The organism is Dorea longicatena (genome assembly GCF_024168045.1).
Taxonomy (GTDB): Bacteria; Bacillota; Clostridia; order Lachnospirales; family Lachnospiraceae; genus Dorea_A.
Window position 1 is genome coordinate 1,359,655 of the sequence record NZ_CP100126.1, and the last position, 23,115, is coordinate 1,382,769.

A 23,115-nucleotide genomic window follows, 5' to 3' on the forward strand; every position below is an offset into this window, starting at 1 on the left:
AACTTACATAGTTGAAAGGAGTTTTAAAATGATTTATTCACAGGAAGTAGAAATGATGTGTCCGGTAGCTCAGGGTGCAAACCACGGACCAGCTCCGATTCCGGAAGAAGCAAAATGGGTTCAGGCTAAGGAAATTAAAGATATCTCTGGTTTTACACATGGTGTAGGCTGGTGTGCTCCTCAGCAGGGTGCCTGTAAATTAACACTGAATGTTAAAGACGGTATCATCCAGGAGGCTCTCGTTGAGACTATCGGATGTTCAGGAATGACACATTCAGCAGCTATGGCTTCTGAGATTCTTCCAGGAAAAACTATTTTAGAGGCATTAAACACAGACCTTGTTTGTGACGCTATCAATACAGCAATGCGTGAGTTATTCCTGCAGATCGTATACGGAAGAACTCAGAGTGCATTCTCTGAAGACGGACTTGCTATCGGAGCCGGACTGGAAGACCTCGGAAAAGGACTTCGTTCACAGGTTGGTACAATGTACGGAACATTAGCGAAAGGTCCTCGTTACCTTGAAATGGCAGAAGGATATGTAACAGGTATCGCTCTTGATGAGAACGATGAGATCATTGGATATCAGTTCGTAAGCCTTGGAAAATTCACAGACTTCGTAAAAGCTGGAGACACTCCAAACGAAGCTTGGGAGAAAGCAAAAGGACAGTACGGACGTGTTGCAGATGCAGTTAAGATCATCGACCCACGTAAGGAGTAATCTCAATATTTTAAGGTAATTTAATCAGGAGGATAAATTAATGGCTTTATTTGAATCATATGAAAGAAGAATTGATAAAATCAATGAAGTATTGGCTGGTTATGGTATTTCTTCTATCGAAGAAGCACAGCAGATCACAAAGGATGCCGGACTTGATGTATACAATCAGATCAAAGGTATTCAGCCAATCTGTTTTGAAAATGCATGCTGGGCATACATCGTAGGTGCAGCAATCGCAATCAAAAAAGGATGTAAGACAGCAGCAGAAGCTGCAGCAGCAATCGGAGAAGGACTTCAGGCTTTCTGTATTCCTGGATCAGTTGCTGATCAGAGAAAAGTAGGTCTTGGACATGGTAACTTAGGAAAGATGCTTCTGGAAGAAGATACAGAGTGTTTCGCATTCCTGGCTGGTCATGAATCATTCGCAGCTGCTGAGGGTGCTATCGGTATCGCAGAGAAGGCTAACAAAGTTCGTAAGAAACCTCTTCGTGTTATCCTGAACGGTCTTGGAAAAGATGCTGCAAAGATCATCTCAAGAATTAACGGATTCACATATGTTCAGACAGAATATGATTACTACACAGGAGAACTGAAAGAAGTACAGAGAATCTCTTACTCTGACGGACTCCGTTCTAAAGTTAACTGCTACGGTGCTAACGACGTACGTGAAGGTGTTGCAATCATGCACAAAGAAGGCGTAGACGTATCTATCACAGGTAACTCTACAAACCCGACACGTTTCCAGCATCCGGTTGCAGGTACATATAAGAAAGAATGTATCGAGCAGGGCAAGAAGTACTTCTCAGTAGCATCAGGCGGTGGTACAGGACGTACACTTCACCCAGATAACATGGCTGCAGGTCCTGCTTCTTATGGTATGACAGATACTCTTGGACGTATGCACTCAGATGCACAGTTCGCAGGATCTTCATCAGTACCAGCTCACGTAGAAATGATGGGACTGATCGGAGCAGGAAACAACCCGATGGTTGGTATGACTGTTGCAGTTGCCGTTTCTGTAGAAGAAGCAGCTAAGGCTGGTAAGTTCTAAGAAATTGAATATTTAGTTTGGCTTGTATAGGCCGGATTTGAAAAGAGAGAACGAAAACGTTCTCTCTTTTTTAAATCCTAAATTATTTGTTTAAGTTTTTATTCGCCGTAGAAAGCATCAGTTTCAACCGGTTCAACTGGTTGACTTCGCTTGCACCTGGGTCGAAATCAATTGCTACGATATTAGACTCCGGATAGCGTCTGCGAAGTTCTTTGATAACTCCCTTACCTACGACATGGTTCGGCAGGCAGGCGAATGGCTGTGTACATACGATATTTGGCGCACCACTGTGGATCAGCTCTAACATTTCTCCTGTAAGGAACCATCCTTCACCAGTCTGGTTACCAAGAGATACGATGTCCGAAGCCATCTTTCCAAGATCCTGAATCTTAGCTGGCGGTGTGAAGTGCTTGCTTGCTGCAAATGCTTCAGTTGCCGGAGCACGGAACCATTCCAGAGCTTTGATACCAAGATTAGCTGTTGTGGCTTTTTTCTTTTCGAATCCAAGCTTTTCAACCTTGAAGTTCTGGTTGTAGAAGCAGTAGAGCAGGAAGTCCAGGAGATCCGGGACAACGGCTTCGGCTCCTTCACTTTCCAGGAGGTCTACCAGGTAGTTATTGGCAGCCGGAAGGAATTTGACGAGAATCTCGCCGACAACGCCGACACGAGGTTTCTTAATGTCCAGTAATTCAATGTTGTTGTCAAAATCTCCAATGATCTCACGGCAGAGACGTTTGAATTTACGCCTGCTCGGGTAGCCGTTAGACAAGAAGTCCTGGCATACTTTCACCCATTTTCTGTGCATTGCATTGACAGATCCGGTAACTGCTTCATATGGACGCAGACGATATACACATTTCATAAAAATGTCACCGAATATAGCACCATAGATGCCTCGTAAGATCAGCTTCGGAGTCAGCTTGAATCCCGGATTGTCTTCCAGACCGCTTAAGTTGATGGAGATAACCGGAATATTTCCGTATCCGGCCTTCTTAAGAGCACGGCGGATGAATCCGATGTAGTTGGAAGCACGGCATCCACCGCCGGTCTGACTGATGATCACAGCGATTTTATCTGTATCATATTTACCGGAAAGAATTGCTTCCATGATCTGACCGACTACCATCAGAGATGGATAGCAGGCATCATTGTTTACATATTTCAGGCCTACGTCTACAGCCTGTTTGTTGTCATTAGGCAATACCTGAAGGTTATATCCGGATGCGTTGAATGCAGGCTCCAGAAGCTCGAAATGGATGGGAGACATCTGTGGGCAGAGAATTGTATAATTCTTACGCATTTCTTTGGTGAATACGACCTTTTTTATTGCAGAAGAATGAATGGTACGTTTTTCCCCACGTTTCTCTCTGACACGGATTGCGGCAAGCAGTGATCTGACACGGATTCTTGCGGCGCCTAAGTTATTAACCTCATCGATTTTTAAAGAGGTGTAGATCTTGTCAGAGTCATTCAGTATTGATGCCACCTGATCGGTTGTAACGGCATCCAAACCACATCCGAAAGAATTTAATTGGATCAGATCCAGGTTGTCTACCGTCTTTACGTAGTTTGCTGCGGCATACAGACGGGAATGATACATCCACTGGTCCATAACATTGAGCGGATGCTCGGCAGGATTTAAGTGGGAGATGGAATCTTCCGTCAGAACTGCAATATTATAAGAATTGATCAGTTCTGGAATACCATGGTTTACTTCCGGGTCGATGTGATACGGACGTCCTGCAAGAACGATACCACGGTTGCCGGTTTCGTTTAAGAACCTGATCGTCTCTTCGCCTTTTTTCTGCATATCTTTTCTGCAGGCGGCGAGTTCTTCCCAGGCAGTATGCGTTGCTTTTTTGATCTCGTCAGCTGGGATATGGAACTTTCCAGATAATTCATCAACCAGCCGGTAAGAGATGGTGTCTTCGCTGGCAAAAGAAATAAATGGATGAAGAAAATCTACTTCTCCGTGAACAATTGCATCAATGTTATTCTTGATATTTTCCGGGTAGGAAGTTACGATCGGACAGTTGTAATGGTTATTGGCTTCCGCAAATTCATTCCTCTCATATGGAATGCTAGGATAAAAGATGGTGTGGATACCGTTGTTGATCAGCCATTGTACATGTCCGTGTGCCAGTTTTGCCGGATAACATTCGGATTCACTTGGGATGGAATCAATTCCCAGTTCGTATACCTTGCGGTTTGACACAGGAGAAAGAACAACCCGAAATCCCAGTTCATTAAAGAATGTGAACCAGAACGGATAATTCTCGTACATGTTCAGTACACGAGGAATACCAATGATTCCGCGAGGAGCATTTTCCTCTGCCAATGGTTCATAATCAAAATAGCGTTTTAATTTATATTCAAATAAGTTCGGAAGCTTGTTAGTTGTTTTCTGTTTCCCGAGACCACGTTCACAACGGTTACCTGTGATGAACTTACGTCCGCCGCTGAAATGATTGATCGTCAGGCGGCAGTTATTCGTACATCCCTTGCATTTTGTCATAGTAGTAGAATATTCCATGGCTTCAATATCTTCGATGGAAAGCATGGTTGTACCTTCGCAGTCAACGTAACGCTCACGTGCGATCAGTGCAGCACCGAATGCGCCCATGATACCGGCAATATCCGGACGAATGGCTTCGCAGTTGGCGATCTTTTCAAAGCTCCGCAGTACAGCGTTGTTGTAGAATGTTCCTCCCTGAACAACGATGTGTTTACCGAGTTCAGATGCATCGGACACCTTGATAACTTTAAATAATGCGTTCTTGATTACGGAGTAAGCAAGACCGGCTGAAATATCTGCAACCTCCGCACCCTCTTTCTGAGCCTGTTTTACTTTTGAATTCATGAAAACAGTACAGCGGGTACCAAGGTCAATCGGGTTTTTGGCAAATAATGCTTCATGAGCAAAATCTTCTACCGTATAATTTAGAGATTTTGCAAATGTTTCAATAAAAGAACCGCATCCGGATGAACATGCTTCATTCAATTGTACGCTGTCAACCGTCTGATTCTTGATCTTGATACATTTCATATCCTGGCCTCCGATATCCAGGATACAGTCTACATCCGGTTCAAAGAAGGATGCGGCATAGTAATGAGAAACTGTCTCTACCTCTCCTTCGTCTAACAGGAGGGCAGCTTTGATCAGTGCCTCACCATAGCCGGTAGAGCAGGAGTGAACAATCTCCACGCCTTCCGGCAGTTTACTGTAAATGTCTTTGATGGCAGAGATCGTTGTACCAAGAGGATCTCCTTCATTATTATGATAGAAAGAATATAATAAAGTACCGTCTTCGCCTACCAGGGCAGCTTTGGTTGTGGTGGAACCTGCATCAATACCAAGGAATGCTTTTCCCTGATAAGTGGCAAGATCCTTCACAGGTACCTGATGTTTTGCATGACGGTTTTCGAATTCTTTAAAATCTGCTTCCGTTGCAAACAGCGGCTCCATACGATCCACTTCGAATTCCATTTTGATCTTTCCTTCCAGACGGTGCTGCATATCAATGAGAGGCACGTCCAGATCTTTCTTTGAATTCAGAGCAGAACCGGCTGCTGCAAACAGATGGGAATGTGTCGGGGCGATGATGTGTTCATCGTCCAGCTTCAGTGTGCGGATGAAAGCTTCGCGCAGTTCAGAGAGGAAATGAAGAGGTCCTCCTAAGAATGCAACATGTCCGCGGATTGGTTTACCACAGGCCAGTCCGCTGATAGTCTGGTTGACAACTGCCTGAAATATAGAAGCAGCAAGGTCTTCTTTGGCAGCACCATCATTGATCAGAGGCTGGATATCCGTCTTGGCAAATACACCACATCGTGCAGCAATGGTATAGAGAGCTTTATAATTTTTTGCATATTCGTTCAGTCCGGAGGCGTCAGTCTGTAAAAGAGATGCCATCTGATCGATGAAGGATCCTGTACCACCGGCACAGACGCCGTTCATACGCTGCTCTACATTACCACCTTCAAAGTAGATAATCTTGGCATCTTCCCCGCCGAGTTCGATAGCAACGTCTGTCTGAGGTGCATAGTCCTGGAGAGCAGTAGATACAGCGATCACTTCCTGTACAAACGGTACACCAAGATGTTTCGCAAGAGTCAGTCCGCCGGAACCGGTAATGACCGGTGATGCATGGACAGGACCTAATTTATGTACCGCTCTTCCTAACAGATCGGAAAGAGTTTCCTGGATGTTCGCGAAATGCCTCTCATAATCAGAAAATACCACTTCATTATTCTCATCTAATATGGCAATCTTTACGGTTGTAGAACCGATGTCGATACCAAGTGCGTATAATTCTTTTTGATTCATATTATGTAACTCCTTATCATGTTAATCTATATGTCTTTCTTCTTATTAAATGCATTTTGCTTAATTGCAACCTGTAACATTATACGACAAAAGTTCTCAAAAGACAATTAACAAATGTTGAAGATATGTTAAAAAGAGATGAACTTTACTTGGCACAATTGACAAATATCAGTTGGGAAGGTAGAATATCTACAGTGTGAGAATAAACGTAAAGGAGCAGTTATATGAACAATTGGTTAGATAAACTTGAACGGAAATTTAGCAGATATGCTATTCCAAATTTGATCACATATATTATAATATTATATGCAGCCGGATTTGCGCTGGAGTTGATTAACCCGACGTTCTATAGCCAGTTTTTAAGTCTGGATGCCAGCAAGATTCTCCAGGGGCAGATATGGAGAATTGTTACATTTATTATCCAGCCTCCGTCTGACAGTCTGATCTTTATTGCATTTGCATTGTATCTCTATTATATGATAGGGAAGCAGTTAGAGGCAGCGTGGGGGGCGTTTCGTTTTAATCTGTATTTCTTTTCGGGAATGCTCTTTATTGTACTGGGAGCCATACTGGCATATTTACTGACAGGCACTGTGTTACCAATGGATACATGGTATCTGAATTTATCGTTATTCTTTGCATTTGCAGCACTGTATCCGGATATCCAGCTGTTATTATTTTTCGTTATTCCGATTAAGATCAAATGGTTGGCTATACTTGATGGCTTGTATTTTATCTATGCGATTGTGCAGGCTTTTCTTCCGGCCTACGGCGGAGGTGTTTTCGGTATATATTATAAGGCGAATGCGCTTGCAGCATTTATCTCAATACTGAACTTTATCATTTTTTTCCTGAGTTCACGTAATATGAAGCCTTACACACCAGGTCAGATGAAAAGAAAGAATGATTTCAAACGCAAGATGAGATATGCGGAAAGACCGGTAAACAGCTATGCAAATGGGGCAAAACACAGATGCGCAGTCTGCGGAAGAACAGAACTGGATGATCCGAATCTGGAATTCCGGTATTGTTCAAAATGTAATGGCAATTATGAATATTGCCAGGATCATTTGTTCACACATACACATGTTAAATAACTAAGAGAGGAATAGGAGAAATATGAAAAAAACAAAAATTATCTGTACAATGGGACCAAATACAAATGATGAAACCATGATGAGAAAGTTAGTTCAGAATGGAATGGACATTGCAAGATTTAACTTTTCACACGGTGATCATGAAGAACAGAAGGGCCGTATGGATATGTTAAAGAAGATTCGTGAAGAAGAGAACAAACCGATCGCAATTCTTCTGGATACAAAAGGACCTGAGATCCGTACAGGTGTATTAAAAGATGGAAAGAAAGTACAGCTTGAAGCAGGAGAGACATTTACCCTGACAACAGACGAGATTGTCGGAGATAACAAGATTGTTTCTATTACATACAAAGGTCTGGTAGAAGATGTCAAAGCCGGAAGTACGATCCTGATCGATGATGGTCTGATTGAACTGAAAGTAAAAGATAAAAAGGGAAATAACATCAATTGTGAAATTGTCAATGGCGGCGAGCTCGGAGAAAAGAAAGGTGTTAATGTACCAAACGTTGCGATCCGTCTTCCAGCTATCACAGATAAAGACCGTGATGACCTGAAATTCGGTGTGGAGCAGGGTGTAGATTTTATTGCAGCTTCATTTGTCAGAAATGCAGAATGTATTCTGGAGATCAAATCATTCTTAAGAGAATGTAAGGCTCCGTATATTCCTGTAATTGCAAAAATCGAGAACTTTGAAGCAATCAAGAATATTGATGAGATTATCCGTTGCGCAGACGGAATCATGGTAGCCAGAGGAGATCTTGGTGTTGAAATTCCGGCAGAGGAAGTTCCATACCTTCAGAAGACAATTATCCAGAAATGTAACGATAACTTTAAACCGGTTATCACAGCTACACAGATGCTTGATTCTATGATGCGTAATCCACGTCCTACAAGAGCGGAGGTTACAGATGTTGCCAATGCGGTATATGACGGAACAGATGCAGTCATGCTTTCCGGAGAGACAGCTCAGGGTAAATATCCGTTAGAAGCTTTACAGATGATGGTTCATATTGTTGAAAATACAGAGGAGCATCTGGATTATGATATGATCCTTAGAAAAGCAGGAGAACACAGACTTAAGAGTGCATCCAGCGCACTTGCAAATGCAACAGTAACAACGGCTAATAATCTTCGTGCTAAATGTATCGTAACACCAACTGTATCAGGTGCTACGGCAAGAGTTGTATCTAAGTTCAAACCTAAGACAGGTATTATCGGTATCAGCCCGGATGAGGCAACACTGAGAAGAATGCAGATCAACTGGGGAGTTATGCCGCTGAAATCAGTTGCTGTATATACAACAGAAGATATCTGTGATACGGCAATCGATCTGATCTGTGCAAAGAAGCTTGCAGAAGCAGGAGACATGGTTGTATTAACGCTTGGAATTCCATCTACAAATGTATCTGAGAACAGAACAGTAAGTAACATGATGAGAATTGCGATGGTAGATGACAGAAAATAAAAATAGTAAATAAGCAGGACTGCTTATAAAGAACCAGAAAGCAACGAGGCTGAATCAGCCTGGGCTTTCTGGTTTTTTGCATGTTTTTGAGAAAGTTTCTCCTTGACATACAGTGAAAATTCACTTATAGTGTTCCTGTAGAGAACTACTAAAGAACCAAAAGGTGGATGACGAAGATGGAACAGACATCATTTACAGAGCGCCTGATGGAATTCGGACTCACAAGACAAGAAGCAAGCATTTATCAGTGCCTGCTGACAGAGGGAAAGGTAACTGGATACGAAGTTGCTAAACAGACCGGAATATCCAGATCCAATGCATATAATTCTCTGGCTAGTATGACAGAGAAAGGTGCGGCTTACCTTGTAGAAGAGGCCAGTACCAGAAAATATGTGCCTGTCCCGCTTAACGAATTCTGTAAGAATCGTATCCGTAAGCTGGAGGAATCCGGAAAATGGCTGCAGGAACATATGCCGACGGAGAAAGCGTATGTAGAAGGATACATTACAATTGAAGGCGCAGAGAATATACTGAATAAGATAAAGAATCTGTTATCTCAGGTTGATCAAAGAGTCTATATCAGTTGTACAAGAAATTATCTGCTGCTTCTGATCCGGGAGCTTGATACATTGATGGAAGAAAGAAAAAAAGTGGTGATTATCACCGATCAACCGGCGACCTTTCACAATGCAAAAGTATATTTTGGAGAAAACAGAGGAATGCAGATAGGAATCATTGCCGATTCGAAATATGTACTGACAGGTGAATACGGAGAGGGGAGTATGAATACATGTCTCTATTCCGGACAGAAAAACTTTGTAGAATTGTACAAAACAGCACTTGCGAATGAGATAAAGTTATTATCTATACGAGAGGAGAACAAGGATTGATGAAAAAAGAACCATTTGTAACAAAAGCACAGTTAGACGAGATTATTAAAACTTATCCGACACCGTTTCATTTATATGACGAAAAAGGAATCCGTGAGAATATGAAAGCTTTAAAAGAAGCATTTTCGTGGAATAAAGGATACAGAGAGTATTTTGCGGTAAAGGCAACGCCAAATCCGTTTCTGATCAATATTTTAAGAGAGTATGGATGCGGATGTGACTGTTCTTCCTATACAGAGCTGATGCTTTCCGATGCGATCGGGGCAACAGGAGAGGACATCATGTTTTCTTCGAATGATACTCCGGCAGAAGAATTTGTACTGGCAGACAAGCTGAATGCAATCATCAATCTGGATGATATCACACACATTGATTTTCTTGAAGAAGCAATCGGACATATTCCGGAGACGATCAGCTGCCGCTACAATCCGGGTGGAATGTTCAAGATCAGTAATGACATCATGGATAATCCGGGAGATGCGAAATATGGAATGACAACAGAACAGTTATTTGATGCATTTAAGATTTTAAAGGAAAAAGGTGCCAAAGAATTCGGCATTCATGCATTCCTTGCAAGTAATACAGTAACCAATGAGTATTATCCGATGCTTGCGAAAGTTCTGTTCGAAGTTGCAGTAAAGCTTCAGAAAGAAACAGGTGTACATATCAAATTCATTAACCTGTCCGGTGGTGTAGGTATCCCTTATAAACCAGATCAGGAGCCAAATGATATCCGTGCGATTGGTGATGGTGTGCGCCGCGTATATGAAGAAGTACTGGTACCTGCCGGTATGGGCGATGTGGCAATCTATACAGAGATGGGACGTTTTATGATGGGACCTTACGGATGCCTGGTTACAACGGCAATTCATGAAAAGCATACACACAAAGAATATATTGGTGTAGACGCATGTGCAGTTAACCTGATGCGTCCTGCTATGTACGGAGCTTATCATCACATTACTGTAATGGGTAAAGAAAATGCACCTTGCGATCACAAATATGATATAACAGGATCGTTGTGTGAAAACAATGATAAATTTGCAATCGACCGTATGCTTCCGAAGATTGATATGGGTGATGTGCTGGTAATTCATGATACGGGAGCACATGGCTTCTCTATGGGATATAATTACAATGGAAAATTAAAATCTGCCGAAGTGCTTCTGAAAGAAGACGGGACTACACAACTGATCAGAAGAGCAGAAACACCGGCTGATTATTTCGCAACATTCGACTGCTTTGATATCGGAAAAAAACTGATTGAAAAATAGTTGTGGAAAAAATCAGGTTTAGATATAATGATAGTGTCCTTTCAATTAAGAAACGGGCACTATCATTTTTTATGAGGAGGCAATAAAATGAAAAAACATGGTGTACTGGCGCTGGTGCTGGCCGGAGTGATGTTACTGTTATGCGGATGTGGAGGTATGACAACGGACGATGCAATGGATTATGTACAGTCTGCCTTGGATTGTGGATACAAAGCAGAAGTTAAGAAGTATGCCGAGATAACAGAGACGACAGAAAAAGAAGCCAAAAAAGAATACGAGACAAATCTTGATACAATTATGAAAGAAGCCGGCTTTGATGACACCGGTGTATCAGATGAATTAAAAGCGGACTATCGTTCGATGTTTGAAAAAATGTTAAAGAGTGCAAATTATAAAGTGAAAGAAGCAAAAGAAACAGAAGATGATGAATTTACTGTAACTGTTGAAGTGTGTCCGTTTACGGCATTTTCTACTGTATCAGATGAGCTTGATCAATGGGTGACAGACACATATTCGAATGTAGAAACAATTCCATCAGATGAAGAGCTTAATGAGGCGATTATGCGGAAGATGTATGAAATTATGAGTGCAAAACTCGCTGACCCGACGTATGGCGATAAGATGGAAAAAGAAGTTCACGTAAAGGTGAATAAAGACGGAGCATATTATATTCCGAATGATGATCTCACGGCAGTAGATGATGCATTGTTCCCGCAGAATCAGCTTTAGGTTCCGGTAAACAAAATATGAATTAAAAACTATGTAAAACACAGGTTTTGGGGATTGACATCCCTGGAATCTGTGTTGTATTATATACAAAAATAATTGAATAACATTCTGTTGTTCGGTCTTATTTAATTTCAGATAAATGATCAAAAGGCAGGTCATGCTTCTCATATGACGTTGCCAGACAACCCATTTATAATCTATCCAAGTGAATATGGAATAATCTGACAGATTTTACGTTGTGTTTGACATGGAAAGGAGGTATTTACAACGGTCGGATTAATATAAATAACAAGAAAGAGAGGAATTGTATGACGAAGATTCAAAAAAGTAAGAAAACGATAGCTTCGTTACTGGCAGGGATATTGCTATGTCAGGTCTCTGCGTTTGGCGTGTCACAGACCAGTGTGAATGCGGAAAATCCGGCAAGGAAGTTGAGTTTTGAAGTTGTAGGAGAAGGTTCCGTAACAGTAACAGATGTAGAGGATTGTATAAGAACGGTCCAATCAGGCAGTGAAATAACAGTGCCTGATGGAATGTGTATACGTGTACAATCGGATGCAGAAGAAGACACCAGGATCAGCATGAAGATACTTGATGAAGAAGGCAGATACGAGCTGGAAGACACTTCGGTGACAGAGGGGAAGAGTTACTGGCGTGATATTACAGCTATGGGTATGAACAAGAAAGTAGTCATAACATTCGGGGAAGAAGCAGGAAGAAGCAGTGTATATTCAAGAAGAATGGTACAGGCGCGGGGAAATCAACAAAAGCCGGAAGTAGGGGATGTATTTACCGGAAATTGTGTGGTCACGGCTGTGAATGGTGGAAACGGTCATACGGTACACGGGGTAACCATGGGCGGATTTACCGGAATCCTTGCCGGCGTTACTGCAAACGGAGGGTGTGCGGATCATACGGCTGCTGCGCCATATACAGGGCAGGAATGCACCTATAAATACACCATCACTGCAGTGAATAAAGCAACGGGAGAAGTTACAGGAAACTTATACTGTACGAGTGTGAATGGGGCAACGGATGGCGTGACAAAAGACAGCAGCGGCAGGCTGATCGGGTATCAGAGAGTCAGCGGAACTGCCGTCATACACCGCAGTTACAACGGTTATGCAAAGTTAAAAAAAGGAAAGACACTGACAACGCTTACAGATGGTAATGCAGAATATTCTTTGGAAGGTGCAGCCTACGGAGTCTATTCAGATCGTGGCGCAACGAGAGAAAACGCTGTATTTACAACGGATAAAAACGGAGAGTCTAATACGCTGGAATTAGAAGAAGGTATGTATTATGTAAAAGAAAAGAAAGCACCAAAAGGATATAAACTGGATGAGAGGATATATCCGGTAACAGTTACATCCGGACAGACAGCAGAAGTAAATGTGAAGGATGTACCGGTGTATTCAGATATAGAATTGCTCCTGGATAAAATCGATCAGGAGAGCAAAGAGGGAAAAGCACTTGGCGGTGGAAGCCTGGAAGGTGCAGAGTTTACAGTACGCTTTTATGCAGGCAGATATACGCAGGAATCTTTGCCTGAAAAACCTTCGAAAGTATGGGTGTTACGTACCAAAAAGGAGAATGACGTCTGCAGAAGTAAAATGGGAAAAGAGTATCAGATATCCGGTGATGATTTTTATTATGCAGAAAATGGAGATAAGCCGGTGCTTCCGCTTGGAACAGTCAGCATTGAAGAAACCAAAGCGCCAAAAGGATATATGCTGGAAAAGGCTTATATAGAAGGAGATAACGGAAAACTTGCAGAAAATTATTACCTGACACAGATCGTTCAGAATGGAAATCAGACCAATATACAGGGTGGAAACAACTATAAAATAGCAGACCGTATATGTAGAGGGGATATTGAATTTCAGAAAAAAGATGAAGAAACACAGATGGCAATGGCAGGAATTCCGTTTCAGATCACATCGGTAACGACGGGTGAATGTCACCGGATCATGACAGACGAAAATGGATATTTTTCATCGGCATCTGATTATACGAAACACAGCAAAGATACCAATAGCGGACAATCTGAAAGTGGTGTGTGGTTTGGAACGAACAGTAACGGAGAAAGTGTAGAGGTAAATGATGCATATGGTGCATTTCCTTATGATACCTATCAGCTGGAAGAACTTCGCTGTGAAGAAAATGTAGATAAAGTTCTGTATAAAGGAACATTCCGTATTTCCAGGGACCGGTATGTTGTTGATCTTGGGACAATACTTAATCCAGATCTTACAATTGCAACATCAGCAAAAGATGAAGCAACCGGAACACATTATTCAAATGCAGACGAAAAAGTAACGATCATAGATACCGTCACTTATACAGGTTTGAAAAAAGGGCAGGAATATGTCATGAAGGGTACATTGATGGACAGGGAAACAGGGGAAATGATTCTGGATGGCGAAAACGGAAATATTACTGCTTCTAAGAGATTTAAGCCAAAGACAGCAGAAGGCAGCGTGGAAGTAAAATTTGACTTTGATGCAAAGTCTCTGGCCGGAAAAAGTATTACAATATTTGAAGAATGCATGTTGGATAATACAGTGATCGCAGTGCATAAGGATCTGGAAGATGCAGATCAGATGATTCATTTTCCAAAATTAAAAACTTCTGTAAAAGACGAAGTAACAGATATGAAGATGGTAAAAGCTGAGAAAGATATGCGGATTATAGATACGGTAGAATATCATAATCTGAAAAAAGGGAAAAAATACAAGATTACCGGAACGTTAATGGATAAGGAAACAGGAAAAGCAGCAAGAAGTGCGTCTGGCAGAAAGATAACAGAAAGTGTAGAATTTGTTGCAGAAGGAAAAGACGGAACAGCGGAAGTAGAGTTTGTGTTTGATGGAAGTAATCTTGCAGGAAAGACATTGGTCGCATTTGAAAAATTATATTATGGTGATAAATTATATGCAGTACATACAGATCTGGAAGATGAAGATCAGACAATCCATGTGCCGGCAGCAGGAACAACGGCTTCTGACAAAAATACAGGGACACATCATGCATATGCCGGTGAATATGTAGAACTTACAGATACGATAGAATACAGGAATCTACTGCCTGGTGAAACCTACACATTACATGGAACGGTAGTCGAGAAGGAGACAGAACAGCGGTTGAGTGAAGAAAAACAGCAGGAATTTATTCCGGAAAAGGCAGATGGCAGTATTGAAATTGCATTTGAAATCAATGGAACTGATCTGTCGGGAAAAACGGCAGTCATATATGAAGAGATTAAAATAGACGGAAAAAGCATCGCAGAACATAAAAATCCGGAGGCAAAAGAACAAAGTATTTATTTCCCGAAGATTGGTACAAAAGCTATGGATAAAAAGTCAAAGACGCAGGAAGGAGATGCAAGAGAAAAGCAGACAATCATAGATCAGGTGTCTTATGAAAATCTGCTGCCTGGCGAAACTTACATATTAAAAGGCGTTTTGATGGATAAAGCAGACGGGAAAGAAATGACAGATAAAAACAACAGAAAAATCACAGGCAGAACAACATTTACGCCGGAAAAATCAGCAGGAACAGTTGAAATGACATTCGAACTTGATGCACGTGAATTGGGCGGGAAAGCGGTTGTGGTATTTGAGAATCTGTATGATGAGGAAGATCATCTGATTGCAGATGAAGCGAATATAGATAATGCGGATCAGACAATTATATATAAGAATAATGAAAAATCTGCAGTATCGCCGAAAATCAACACAGACAATCCGAAACCATCTTCATCCATCCGTAAATCACCGAAGACAGGAGTGGAAAATCATACATTTTTATGGATGTTGACGCTTGGATCTCTGGGAACAGCGGTTGCGGCCGGAATTGCAATTTATAGAAAAAAACGGGATTGATGAAAGTTAAGCACTAGCGGAAGAAAATAGAATCTTCTGTTAGTGCTTTTTGTATAAAAAAAGAAACATCTACTTCTTACGAAAACATAGTAACAAAAATAGTAAGAAAAGTAAATGTCTCTAATCGTTAAACCCCTTGATTTTACTGGGTTTTTTGAATGCGGATAGTGGGACTTGAACCCACACGAAGTCACCTCCGCAAGATTTTGAGTCTTGTGCGTCTGCCATTCCGCCATATCCGCATATGTGTTGTTCACACAACAAAATAAATTATAACTATAAATGTATCGTCTGTCAATCTTTTTTTAAAAAAAAGAAAAGGTGAATGTGACAGATAAGGGAAGAATAAGTAGGAGTAAAAATTAGCCTTTTAAAAAGAAGCAAATTGGTGTATAGTAAGATAGTGATTTTATAAGAAAATGAACTATTTAGGTGGAGAGATAAAATGAGCAGTAAAATTGTTCTGATAGATGGCCACAGTATTTTGAACCGCGCCTTTTACGGGCTGCCGGATCTGACGAATGCAGAAGGCCTTCATACAAATGCAATATATGGATTTCTGACGATTATGTTTAAACTTCTGGAAGAAGAAAAACCAGACTATCTGACGGTGGCATTTGATGTCCATGCTCCGACTTTCAGACATAAAATGTATGCAGAATATAAAGGCACCAGAAAGCCGATGGCTGATGAACTAAGGCAGCAGGTTCCTGTGATCAAAGAAGTGCTTCAGGCAATGGGAGTGAAGACGATCGAATGTGCGGGTCTGGAGGCCGATGACCTGATCGGTACACTTTCCAAGCGTTGTGAGCGCAAGGATATGGAAGTTGTGGTTATTTCCGGAGACCGTGATCTGTTGCAGCTGGCAACTGAGCATGTAAAGATCCGAATTCCGAAGACGAAGCAGGGCAGAACGGAGATAGAAGATTATTATGCCAAAGATGTTTTTGAACGCTATCAGGTGACACCGGAAGAATTCATCGATCTGAAAGCGTTAATGGGCGACACGGCAGATAATATTCCGGGAGTTCCTGGTATCGGGGAAAAGACAGCGACAAAGATCATCACACAGTATCACTCGATAGAAACGGCGCACGATCATGTGGAAGAACTGAAGCCGCCGAGAGCGTCTAAATCATTAAATGAATACTGGGATCTTGCGGTGCTCAGCAAAGAACTTGCAACAATCAATGTGAATGCTGAGTTTTCATATGAACTTTCAGAAGCAAAACTGGGTAACATATACACTGAGGAAGCATATGTCTTCTTTCAGAAACTAGAGTTTAAAAATCTTCTTTCCAGATTCGATGTTGCGGCACCGGCAAATAAGATCGAGGATGGTTTCAGGATTATCACTTCAAAAAGAGAGGCAGAAGAGATTTTTGCAAAGGCTGAAAAGGCACAGACGACAGGAACAGTACTTTTTAAAGATATGGAAAATGTATTGCCGTTATTTGCAGATCAGGCCGGACTCGGAGGTATCGGTCTGTGCTTCTCAAATGAAGCAGGCTTTTGTATAAAAACCGGGAATGATATATCAGGAGAATGGCTTTTGGAAAAGCTTGCAGATGTGGCAGAAACGACAGATACATTTTCGATGTTTCATCTGAAAGAATCAATGGATCAGATTAAGATCCGGAAACCGGAAAATTGTTTTGATGTGAGTGTGGCTGCATATCTGCTGAATCCACTTAAGAATAATTATACATGGGAAGATGTTGCGAGAGAACATCTGGACCTGATGGTTGATGAAAAGGCAGATCAGGAAATAAAGGCCTGCTATGAAGCTTATACAAATTATGCATCAGTAGAAGTCCTGAGCCGGAAATTAGCGGATACGAAGATGGATACCTTGTTCCGGGAAATTGAGATGCCGCTGGTATTTACATTGTTCGATATGGAGCAGAATGGTATCCGTGTTGAGGCAGAGGCACTAAAACAGTATGGTGATCAGCTTGCCGGCAAGATCGGTGATCTGGAAAAGGAGATCTACGAAGAGGCTGGCGAAACATTTAATATTAATTCGCCAAAACAGCTGGGTGTGGTATTGTTTGAAAATATGAAGCTTCCGGGTGGGCGAAAGACAAAGACGGGTTATTCCACTGCTGCAGATGTTCTTGAAAAACTGGCGCCGGAACATCCGGTAGTTGCAAAGATTTTGGAATACAGACAGTATACAAAGCTCAAATCCACATATGCGGACGGACTGGCAAATTATATTCAGGATGATGGAAGGATTCATGGAAAATTCAATCAGACGATCACGGCAACCGGAAGAATCAGCAGTACAGAACCAAATCTTCAGAATATTCCGGTGCGGATGGAGCTTGGCCGCCTGATCCGTAAAGTATTCATTCCGGAAGATGGATACCGGTTCGTGGATGCCGATTATTCACAGATCGAACTTCGCGTATTAGCACATTGTTCCGGAGATGAGCATCTGATCCGGGCATATAAAGAACAAAGTGACATTCACCGTATTACAGCATCGCAGGTATTTCATATACCGTTTGATGAGGTGACTCCGCAGCAGAGAAGGAATGCAAAAGCCGTAAATTTCGGTATTGTGTATGGAATCAGTTCATTTGGACTGAGTCAGGATCTGAGCATTACACGAAAAGAGGCTGCAAAATATATTGATGATTATTTTGCAACCTATCCGGGAATCAAGACATTTCTGGATCATGCAGTGACACATGCAAAAGAAGAAGGGTATGTGGTAACACTGTTCGGAAGAAGACGTCCGGTTCCGGAGCTTTCTTCCAGTAATTTCATGCAACGTTCGTTCGGAGAGCGGGTGGCAATGAATTCTCCGATTCAGGGAGCGGCAGCAGATATCATAAAGATTGCAATGATCCGGGTGAATCAGAAACTGAAAAAACAGAAGATGAAATCAAGACTTGTCTTACAGGTGCATGATGAACTTCTGATAGAAGCATACGAACCGGAACTGGAAGCAGTTCAAAAGATTTTAAAAGAAGAGATGGAGCATGCGGCCAAATTAAAGGTGCCGCTTGAAATAGACATGCATACAGGAGTGAACTGGTACGAAGCAAAATAAGAGGTGTGAGAGATGAAGATTATAGGAATTACCGGAGGAGTAGGCGCAGGGAAAACACAGATTTTGGAATATCTGAATAATAAATATGGTGCGACTATTTGTATGGCAGATGAAGTAGGAAAGAAACTGCAGAAAAAAGGAACAGAATGCTTTGATGAAATTGTTGCACATTTCGGAGAGAAAATTCTGGATGAAAAAGGAGAGTTGGACCGGACAAAGCTTTCAGACATTGTTTTTGCCGACAGGGTTGAACTTTCTGTACTGAATGGGATTGTACATCCAAAAGTAAAAGAAGAAATTCAGAAGAAGATTGCAAGAGAAGAACGCAAAAGTACGAATCTGATGCTGATTGAAGGAGCACTTCTGATCGAGGATCATTATGAGGAGATCTGTGATGAACTTTGGTATGTGTATGTGGAAGATTCGATCCGCAGAAAACGTCTGAAATATGCAAGAGGATATGAGGACTGTAAAGTGGATCAGATTTTCGAAGCACAACTTCCGAAAGATCTGTTCATGCGTCACTGTGACCGGGTGATCGATAACAGCGGACAGTTTGAAGAGACAAAGATCCAGCTGAATAAGATCATAGAAGACTTATAGAAAGGCAGATAATATTTAATATGAGATTATGCAGTATTGCAAGTGGAAGCAGTGGAAACTGCATCTATGTAGGAGATGATCAGACACATCTTCTGGTTGATACCGGTATCAGCAAAAAAAGGATAGAAGAAGGGCTGGCAAAATTGGAGATAAAAGGAGATGAACTGGAAGGCATCCTGATTACGCATGAGCATGTGGATCATATTCAGGGACTTGGTGTGTTCAGCAGAAAATATGAGATTCCAATCTATGCGACACCTGGAACTATTGCGGGAATCCGGAATTATAAAAAGCTGGGAAACCTCCCAGACGGACTATTACATGAGGTAGAGGTTGATCAGCCATTTTCACTGGGAACACTGAACATTGATCCGTTTGCAATCTCCCATGATGCGAACGAACCATCCGGATACCGGATAGATAACGGTAAAAAGGCAGTTGCGGTTGCAACAGACCTTGGAATATATGATGATTATACCGTAGAACATCTAAAAGATTTGAATGCAGTCGTTCTGGAAGCAAATCATGACATACATATGTTGGAAGTAGGACCATATCCATACCCCCTGAAACGGAGAGTTATGGGAGATAAGGGACATCTGTCTAACGAATTGTCAGGAAAGCTTCTTTGCGATATATTACATGATGACTTGCAGTATGTCGTTCTTGGACATTTAAGTAAAGAGAATAATTATGAAGAACTGGCATATGAGACGGTCAGACTGGAAATCAGCATTGGTGATAATCCTTATAAGGGAAATGACATTCCGATGATGGTAGCTAAACGGGATCAGGTATCTGATATCATTGCATTATAAGAAAAGTAGAATGTAAGAAAGAAACAATGGCGAAGACAATAGGAGGAAAACAAATCATGAAGAAATGTGTAATCACAGTTGTAGGAAAAGACACCGTAGGTATTATTGCAAAAGTATGTGAGTATCTTGCAGGAGCAAATGTTAATATCCTTGATATCTCTCAGACCATCGTAGATGGATACTTTAATATGATGACGATTGTTGATGTAACAAATTGCAGCAAAGAAGTGGCTGTGGTTTCAAAGGAGCTGGAAGAGATCGGAACTTCTATCGGTGTTGCCATTCACTGTCAGAGAGAAGAAATATTTGAAAAAATGCACAGATTATAAGCAAATTAAAAATATTCACGGAAAGGCAGGAAAAACACATGATAAACAGATATGAAGTATATGAGACAAATCAGATGATTGCAGAGGAGAATCTGGATGTACGTACAATTACCCTTGGAATCAGCCTGTTGGATTGTATAGATGCAGACCTTGATAAATTAAATGAAAATATTTACAACAAAATCACTACCGTTGCGAAAGATCTTGTGAAGACCGGAGAGGAGATCGAGCAGGAATTTGGTATTCCGATCGTTAATAAACGAATCTCCATAACACCGGTAGCACTGATCGGCGGTGCGGCATGCAAAAGTCCTGAGGATTTTGTTACGATTGCAAAGACATTGGATAAAGCTGCAAAAGAAGTCGGTGTAAACTTCATCGGTGGTTATTCGGCGCTGGTGTCAAAGTCTATGACAAAAAGCGATGAGAACCTGATCTGCTCGGTTCCGCAGGCACTTGCATGTACAGACCGTATCTGCAGCTCGATCAATGTGGGATCAACGAAGACCGGTATTAACATGGATGCAGTACGTCTGTGTGGTGAAATTGTAAAGAAGACAGCTGATGCAACAAAAGAAAATGATTCTCTCGGATGTGCAAAACTTGTAGTATTCTGTAACGCGCCGGACGATAATCCATTTATGGCAGGTGCATTCCTTGGTGTAACAGAAGGAGATGCTGTGATCAATGTCGGTGTCAGCGGACCTGGTGTTGTAAAGCATGCGATTGAACAGGTGCGGGGCAAAGGCTTCGAAGAGTTATGTGAGACGATTAAAAAGACAGCATTTAAGGTGACTCGTGTCGGACAGTTGGTTGCCGGAGAAGCATCCAAACGTCTTGGTATTCCATTTGGAATTATTGATCTGTCACTGGCACCGACTCCGGCAATTGGGGACAGCGTCGCAGAGATTCTGGAAGAAATCGGTCTGGAACGTGTTGGTGCGCCGGGAACGACGGCAGCGCTTGCAATGTTAAATGATCAGGTTAAAAAGGGCGGTGTTATGGCTTCTTCTTACGTAGGCGGACTGAGTGGTGCTTTTATCCCTGTAAGTGAAGATAAAGGTATGATCGATGCAGTGGAAATGGGTGCACTCACAATTGAAAAACTGGAAGCAATGACATGTGTATGTTCGGTAGGACTTGATATGATTGCGATTCCGGGTAAGACAAGTGCTTCTACTATTTCCGGAATTATTGCAGATGAGATGGCAATTGGTATGGTGAACCAGAAGACGACCGCAGTACGTCTGATTCCGGTTATTGGAAAAGATGTCGGAGAGACGGCAGAATTTGGTGGGCTTCTCGGTTATGCACCAATCATTCCGGTCAATGAATATGACTGCAGTGCATTTGTGAATAGAAAAGGAAGAATCCCTGCTCCTGTACACAGCTTTAAGAACTAAAAAGAGAACAGAGCTATAAGAAAAACGTGTGGCATATGATAATGAATACAATTTATATTATCATATGCTACACGTTTTTGTGCCTGGACAGGAAAGGAGCGCTGCTGACGAAAGAATGATTTATATACTATACATGTATGATCTGCTTTTGGTATTCGTTTATGAAAGGAATTCCGAACTTGTCGGACACTACGCTTTCGTACAGATCTGATGCAAAAGTGGTCTGATCCAGCATTCGTATTGTTTCCGGAAGAAGCGAATCTGTCTGCCCTAATTTTGTAATAACCGGAATGCTGGCGTTTTCTTTTATCTGACGCAACACATCGGCATGTTCTTTACGAAATCCAAGAATTCTGGTATAGATGCAGGAAGATTCCCGGTATCTCAACATATCTTCTTTTTTTACAGCTAACAGAATATGCAGCAGACATCTGCTGATACGGCTATAAGTCAGTTCTTTTGTTTTTAAAAGCTGACAGAACTGTTCGAAGTTCAGAAACTGATTCCGGTTTCGGATGATACGGTTTGCAAGATCCTCGGATATATCCTGATACTCACATAGAGATCTCCGGGTTTCGCAGAGCAGGCGGTATTTTAATAAAAGGGAGAAATCATTTGTTTCAATGGGACAAGATTGATTCCATGCATCCCGTAACAGACGCAGGGCGTTTTCAGGAAGCTGGTTCTGCAACAGTTCGGAGAATCCGTCCGGTGTCTGCTGAGGATCTGCCGGATATCTGCTGAATGGCTGCTTTTCCCAATGTCTCAGGGCATTCCGAATGGCAGAGGCAGAACTTGACTGTGGCTGAAGTTTTGTGTCGTGGTATCCGGAAGAGTCCCGCTTTAACGTGTATGGTACCATTCTGCTGTTCTGCTTTTTCAGTGCTTTCAGATATTCAATCCCAAGAATATTATTGGGTTCAGAAAGAATCTGTGAAACGGAAGCATCACCGGTTAATTTTTCCAAAGCCTGGTGTCTGGCGGCAGGAAAAGAATGTCCTTTTTTTAATGCATCCTGAAGCATATGGCTGTAAGTATCTGATTCGGAGAGAAGCAGCTGTGCAATATGCTGTAAAACAGAAAGCTCTCCGCATTCACTTCCAAAGCATAATGTATCGATGCATCCCAGACCTTCCAGAATAGAGATGGCGCCTTGGGCGAAGAATTCGGCACTGCCGGATGCATAGCAGACAGGAAGCTCGCAGATAGCCGATGCGCCGTTTAGAAGTGCCATATGCGCACGGGAATGCTTGGATAGAAGCGCAGGAGTTCCGCGCTGTACATAATCGCCGCTCATGACGATTACAACCCGGTCGGCACCGGTTAGTTCCCTGGCTCTTTCTATATGATAAAGATGTCCGTTGTGAAATGGGTTATATTCTGTGATAAGTCCAACAGTTTTCATGAAAATCTCCTTGTATAACATTCTGAAATTGATTATACTATACAATGATTTGGTACGC

The 23,115-nt window shown here is 41.9% G+C and carries 15 protein-coding genes and 1 tRNA gene; 13 read left to right on the top strand and 3 right to left on the bottom strand.

The genetic code is table 11. The features are described 5' to 3' along the window. Window positions 1–28 precede the first annotated feature (28 nt). On the top strand, window positions 29–721 hold the full coding sequence (locus tag NKF87_RS06405) for an iron-sulfur cluster assembly scaffold protein (protein ID WP_006426700.1): 693 nt from the start codon (window positions 29–31) through the stop codon (window positions 719–721). A gap of 40 nt (window positions 722–761) precedes the next feature. Next, window positions 762–1,772 carry a GGGtGRT protein gene (locus tag NKF87_RS06410; RefSeq protein ID WP_028087576.1) on the top strand — a complete coding sequence of 337 codons (1,011 nt, stop codon included), beginning with the start codon at window positions 762–764 and terminating at the stop codon, window positions 1,770–1,772. A gap of 82 nt (window positions 1,773–1,854) precedes the next feature. Here the strand turns inward: NKF87_RS06410 and NKF87_RS06415 are convergent, their stop codons facing one another. Beyond that, window positions 1,855–6,099 (bottom strand): 2-hydroxyacyl-CoA dehydratase, encoded by a 4,245-nt coding sequence (locus tag NKF87_RS06415; RefSeq protein ID WP_118309676.1) that lies wholly within the window; start codon window positions 6,097–6,099, stop codon window positions 1,855–1,857. 224 nt (window positions 6,100–6,323) lie between these two features. On the opposite strand from NKF87_RS06415, the gene NKF87_RS06420 reads away from it, so the two are divergent. The 6 genes from NKF87_RS06420 (at window position 6,324) to NKF87_RS06445 (ending at window position 15,438) form a co-directional block, all read left to right on the top strand. Then, window positions 6,324–7,196: a rhomboid family intramembrane serine protease gene (locus NKF87_RS06420; RefSeq protein ID WP_253584266.1), complete on the top strand. Its 873-nt coding sequence runs from the start codon at window positions 6,324–6,326 to the stop codon at window positions 7,194–7,196. A gap of 22 nt (window positions 7,197–7,218) precedes the next feature. Beyond that, window positions 7,219–8,661 (top strand): pyruvate kinase, encoded by a 1,443-nt coding sequence (gene pyk, locus NKF87_RS06425; protein ID WP_055284462.1) that lies wholly within the window; start codon window positions 7,219–7,221, stop codon window positions 8,659–8,661. Between the two features lie 176 nt (window positions 8,662–8,837). After that, on the top strand, window positions 8,838–9,551 hold the full coding sequence (locus NKF87_RS06430; RefSeq protein ID WP_028086151.1) for a TrmB family transcriptional regulator: 714 nt from the start codon (window positions 8,838–8,840) through the stop codon (window positions 9,549–9,551). Then, complete coding sequence (locus NKF87_RS06435; protein ID WP_118224938.1) at window positions 9,551–10,825, top strand: diaminopimelate decarboxylase; 1,275 nt, start codon at window positions 9,551–9,553, stop codon at window positions 10,823–10,825. The genes NKF87_RS06430 and NKF87_RS06435 overlap by 1 nt, the downstream gene beginning before the upstream one ends. An 87-nt stretch (window positions 10,826–10,912) precedes the next feature. Then, entirely contained in the window at window positions 10,913–11,554 is a 642-nt protein-coding gene (locus tag NKF87_RS06440) for a hypothetical protein (RefSeq protein WP_117598563.1), read from the top strand. A gap of 308 nt (window positions 11,555–11,862) precedes the next feature. Next, the gene (locus NKF87_RS06445; protein ID WP_253584268.1) at window positions 11,863–15,438 is read left to right on the top strand and encodes a VaFE repeat-containing surface-anchored protein; all 3,576 of its coding nucleotides are present in this window, start codon (window positions 11,863–11,865) and stop codon (window positions 15,436–15,438) included. 159 nt (window positions 15,439–15,597) lie between these two features. Here the strand turns inward: NKF87_RS06445 and NKF87_RS06450 are convergent. Beyond that, window positions 15,598–15,680, bottom strand: a tRNA-Leu gene (locus tag NKF87_RS06450). A 203-nt stretch (window positions 15,681–15,883) separates the two neighbouring features. Between NKF87_RS06450 and polA the strand changes: the two genes are divergently transcribed. From polA to NKF87_RS06475, 5 genes are read left to right on the top strand one after another with little or no spacing between them, the layout of a single operon-like run. Next, the gene (gene polA, locus NKF87_RS06455; RefSeq protein WP_253584269.1) at window positions 15,884–18,499 is read left to right on the top strand and encodes a DNA polymerase I; all 2,616 of its coding nucleotides are present in this window, start codon (window positions 15,884–15,886) and stop codon (window positions 18,497–18,499) included. A gap of 12 nt (window positions 18,500–18,511) precedes the next feature. Continuing rightward, complete coding sequence (gene coaE, locus NKF87_RS06460) at window positions 18,512–19,102, top strand: dephospho-CoA kinase (protein ID WP_117598566.1); 591 nt, start codon at window positions 18,512–18,514, stop codon at window positions 19,100–19,102. 20 nt (window positions 19,103–19,122) lie between these two features. Then, window positions 19,123–19,920, top strand: a complete 798-nt coding sequence (locus NKF87_RS06465; RefSeq protein WP_117598567.1) for an MBL fold metallo-hydrolase — start codon at window positions 19,123–19,125, stop codon at window positions 19,918–19,920. Window positions 19,921–19,976: 56 nt separating this feature from the next. After that, window positions 19,977–20,249 carry an ACT domain-containing protein gene (locus tag NKF87_RS06470; RefSeq protein WP_055284476.1) on the top strand — a complete coding sequence of 91 codons (273 nt, stop codon included), beginning with the start codon at window positions 19,977–19,979 and terminating at the stop codon, window positions 20,247–20,249. 38 nt (window positions 20,250–20,287) lie between these two features. Beyond that, window positions 20,288–21,652, top strand: coding sequence for a PFL family protein (locus NKF87_RS06475; RefSeq protein WP_118309679.1), 1,365 nt, complete (start codon window positions 20,288–20,290; stop codon window positions 21,650–21,652). Window positions 21,653–21,779: 127 nt separating this feature from the next. Here NKF87_RS06475 and NKF87_RS06480 read toward each other — a convergent pair whose 3' ends face one another. Next, window positions 21,780–23,057: a nucleotidyltransferase gene (locus NKF87_RS06480; RefSeq protein WP_253584271.1), complete on the bottom strand. Its 1,278-nt coding sequence runs from the start codon at window positions 23,055–23,057 to the stop codon at window positions 21,780–21,782. Between the last annotated feature and the right edge of the window lie 58 nt (window positions 23,058–23,115).

Excerpts from the sequence above, each read along its gene's own strand:
- NKF87_RS06470 (WP_055284476.1), top strand. The coding sequence starts at position 19,977 with ATGAAGAAATGTGTAATCACAGTTGTAGGAAAAGACACCGTAGGTATT.
- polA (WP_253584269.1), top strand. The coding sequence starts at position 15,884 with ATGAGCAGTAAAATTGTTCTGATAGATGGCCACAGTATTTTGAACCGC.
- pyk (WP_055284462.1), top strand. The coding sequence starts at position 7,219 with ATGAAAAAAACAAAAATTATCTGTACAATGGGACCAAATACAAATGAT.
- NKF87_RS06475 (WP_118309679.1), top strand. The coding sequence starts at position 20,288 with ATGATAAACAGATATGAAGTATATGAGACAAATCAGATGATTGCAGAG.
- NKF87_RS06405 (WP_006426700.1), top strand. The coding sequence starts at position 29 with ATGATTTATTCACAGGAAGTAGAAATGATGTGTCCGGTAGCTCAGGGT.
- NKF87_RS06465 (WP_117598567.1), top strand. The coding sequence starts at position 19,123 with ATGAGATTATGCAGTATTGCAAGTGGAAGCAGTGGAAACTGCATCTAT.
- NKF87_RS06480 (WP_253584271.1), bottom strand. The coding sequence starts at position 23,057 with ATGAAAACTGTTGGACTTATCACAGAATATAACCCATTTCACAACGGA.
- NKF87_RS06410 (WP_028087576.1), top strand. The coding sequence starts at position 762 with ATGGCTTTATTTGAATCATATGAAAGAAGAATTGATAAAATCAATGAA.
- NKF87_RS06440 (WP_117598563.1), top strand. The coding sequence starts at position 10,913 with ATGAAAAAACATGGTGTACTGGCGCTGGTGCTGGCCGGAGTGATGTTA.
- NKF87_RS06430 (WP_028086151.1), top strand. The coding sequence starts at position 8,838 with ATGGAACAGACATCATTTACAGAGCGCCTGATGGAATTCGGACTCACA.
- NKF87_RS06435 (WP_118224938.1), top strand. The coding sequence starts at position 9,551 with ATGAAAAAAGAACCATTTGTAACAAAAGCACAGTTAGACGAGATTATT.
- coaE (WP_117598566.1), top strand. The coding sequence starts at position 18,512 with ATGAAGATTATAGGAATTACCGGAGGAGTAGGCGCAGGGAAAACACAG.
- NKF87_RS06445 (WP_253584268.1), top strand. The coding sequence starts at position 11,863 with ATGACGAAGATTCAAAAAAGTAAGAAAACGATAGCTTCGTTACTGGCA.
- NKF87_RS06420 (WP_253584266.1), top strand. The coding sequence starts at position 6,324 with ATGAACAATTGGTTAGATAAACTTGAACGGAAATTTAGCAGATATGCT.
- NKF87_RS06415 (WP_118309676.1), bottom strand. The coding sequence starts at position 6,099 with ATGAATCAAAAAGAATTATACGCACTTGGTATCGACATCGGTTCTACA.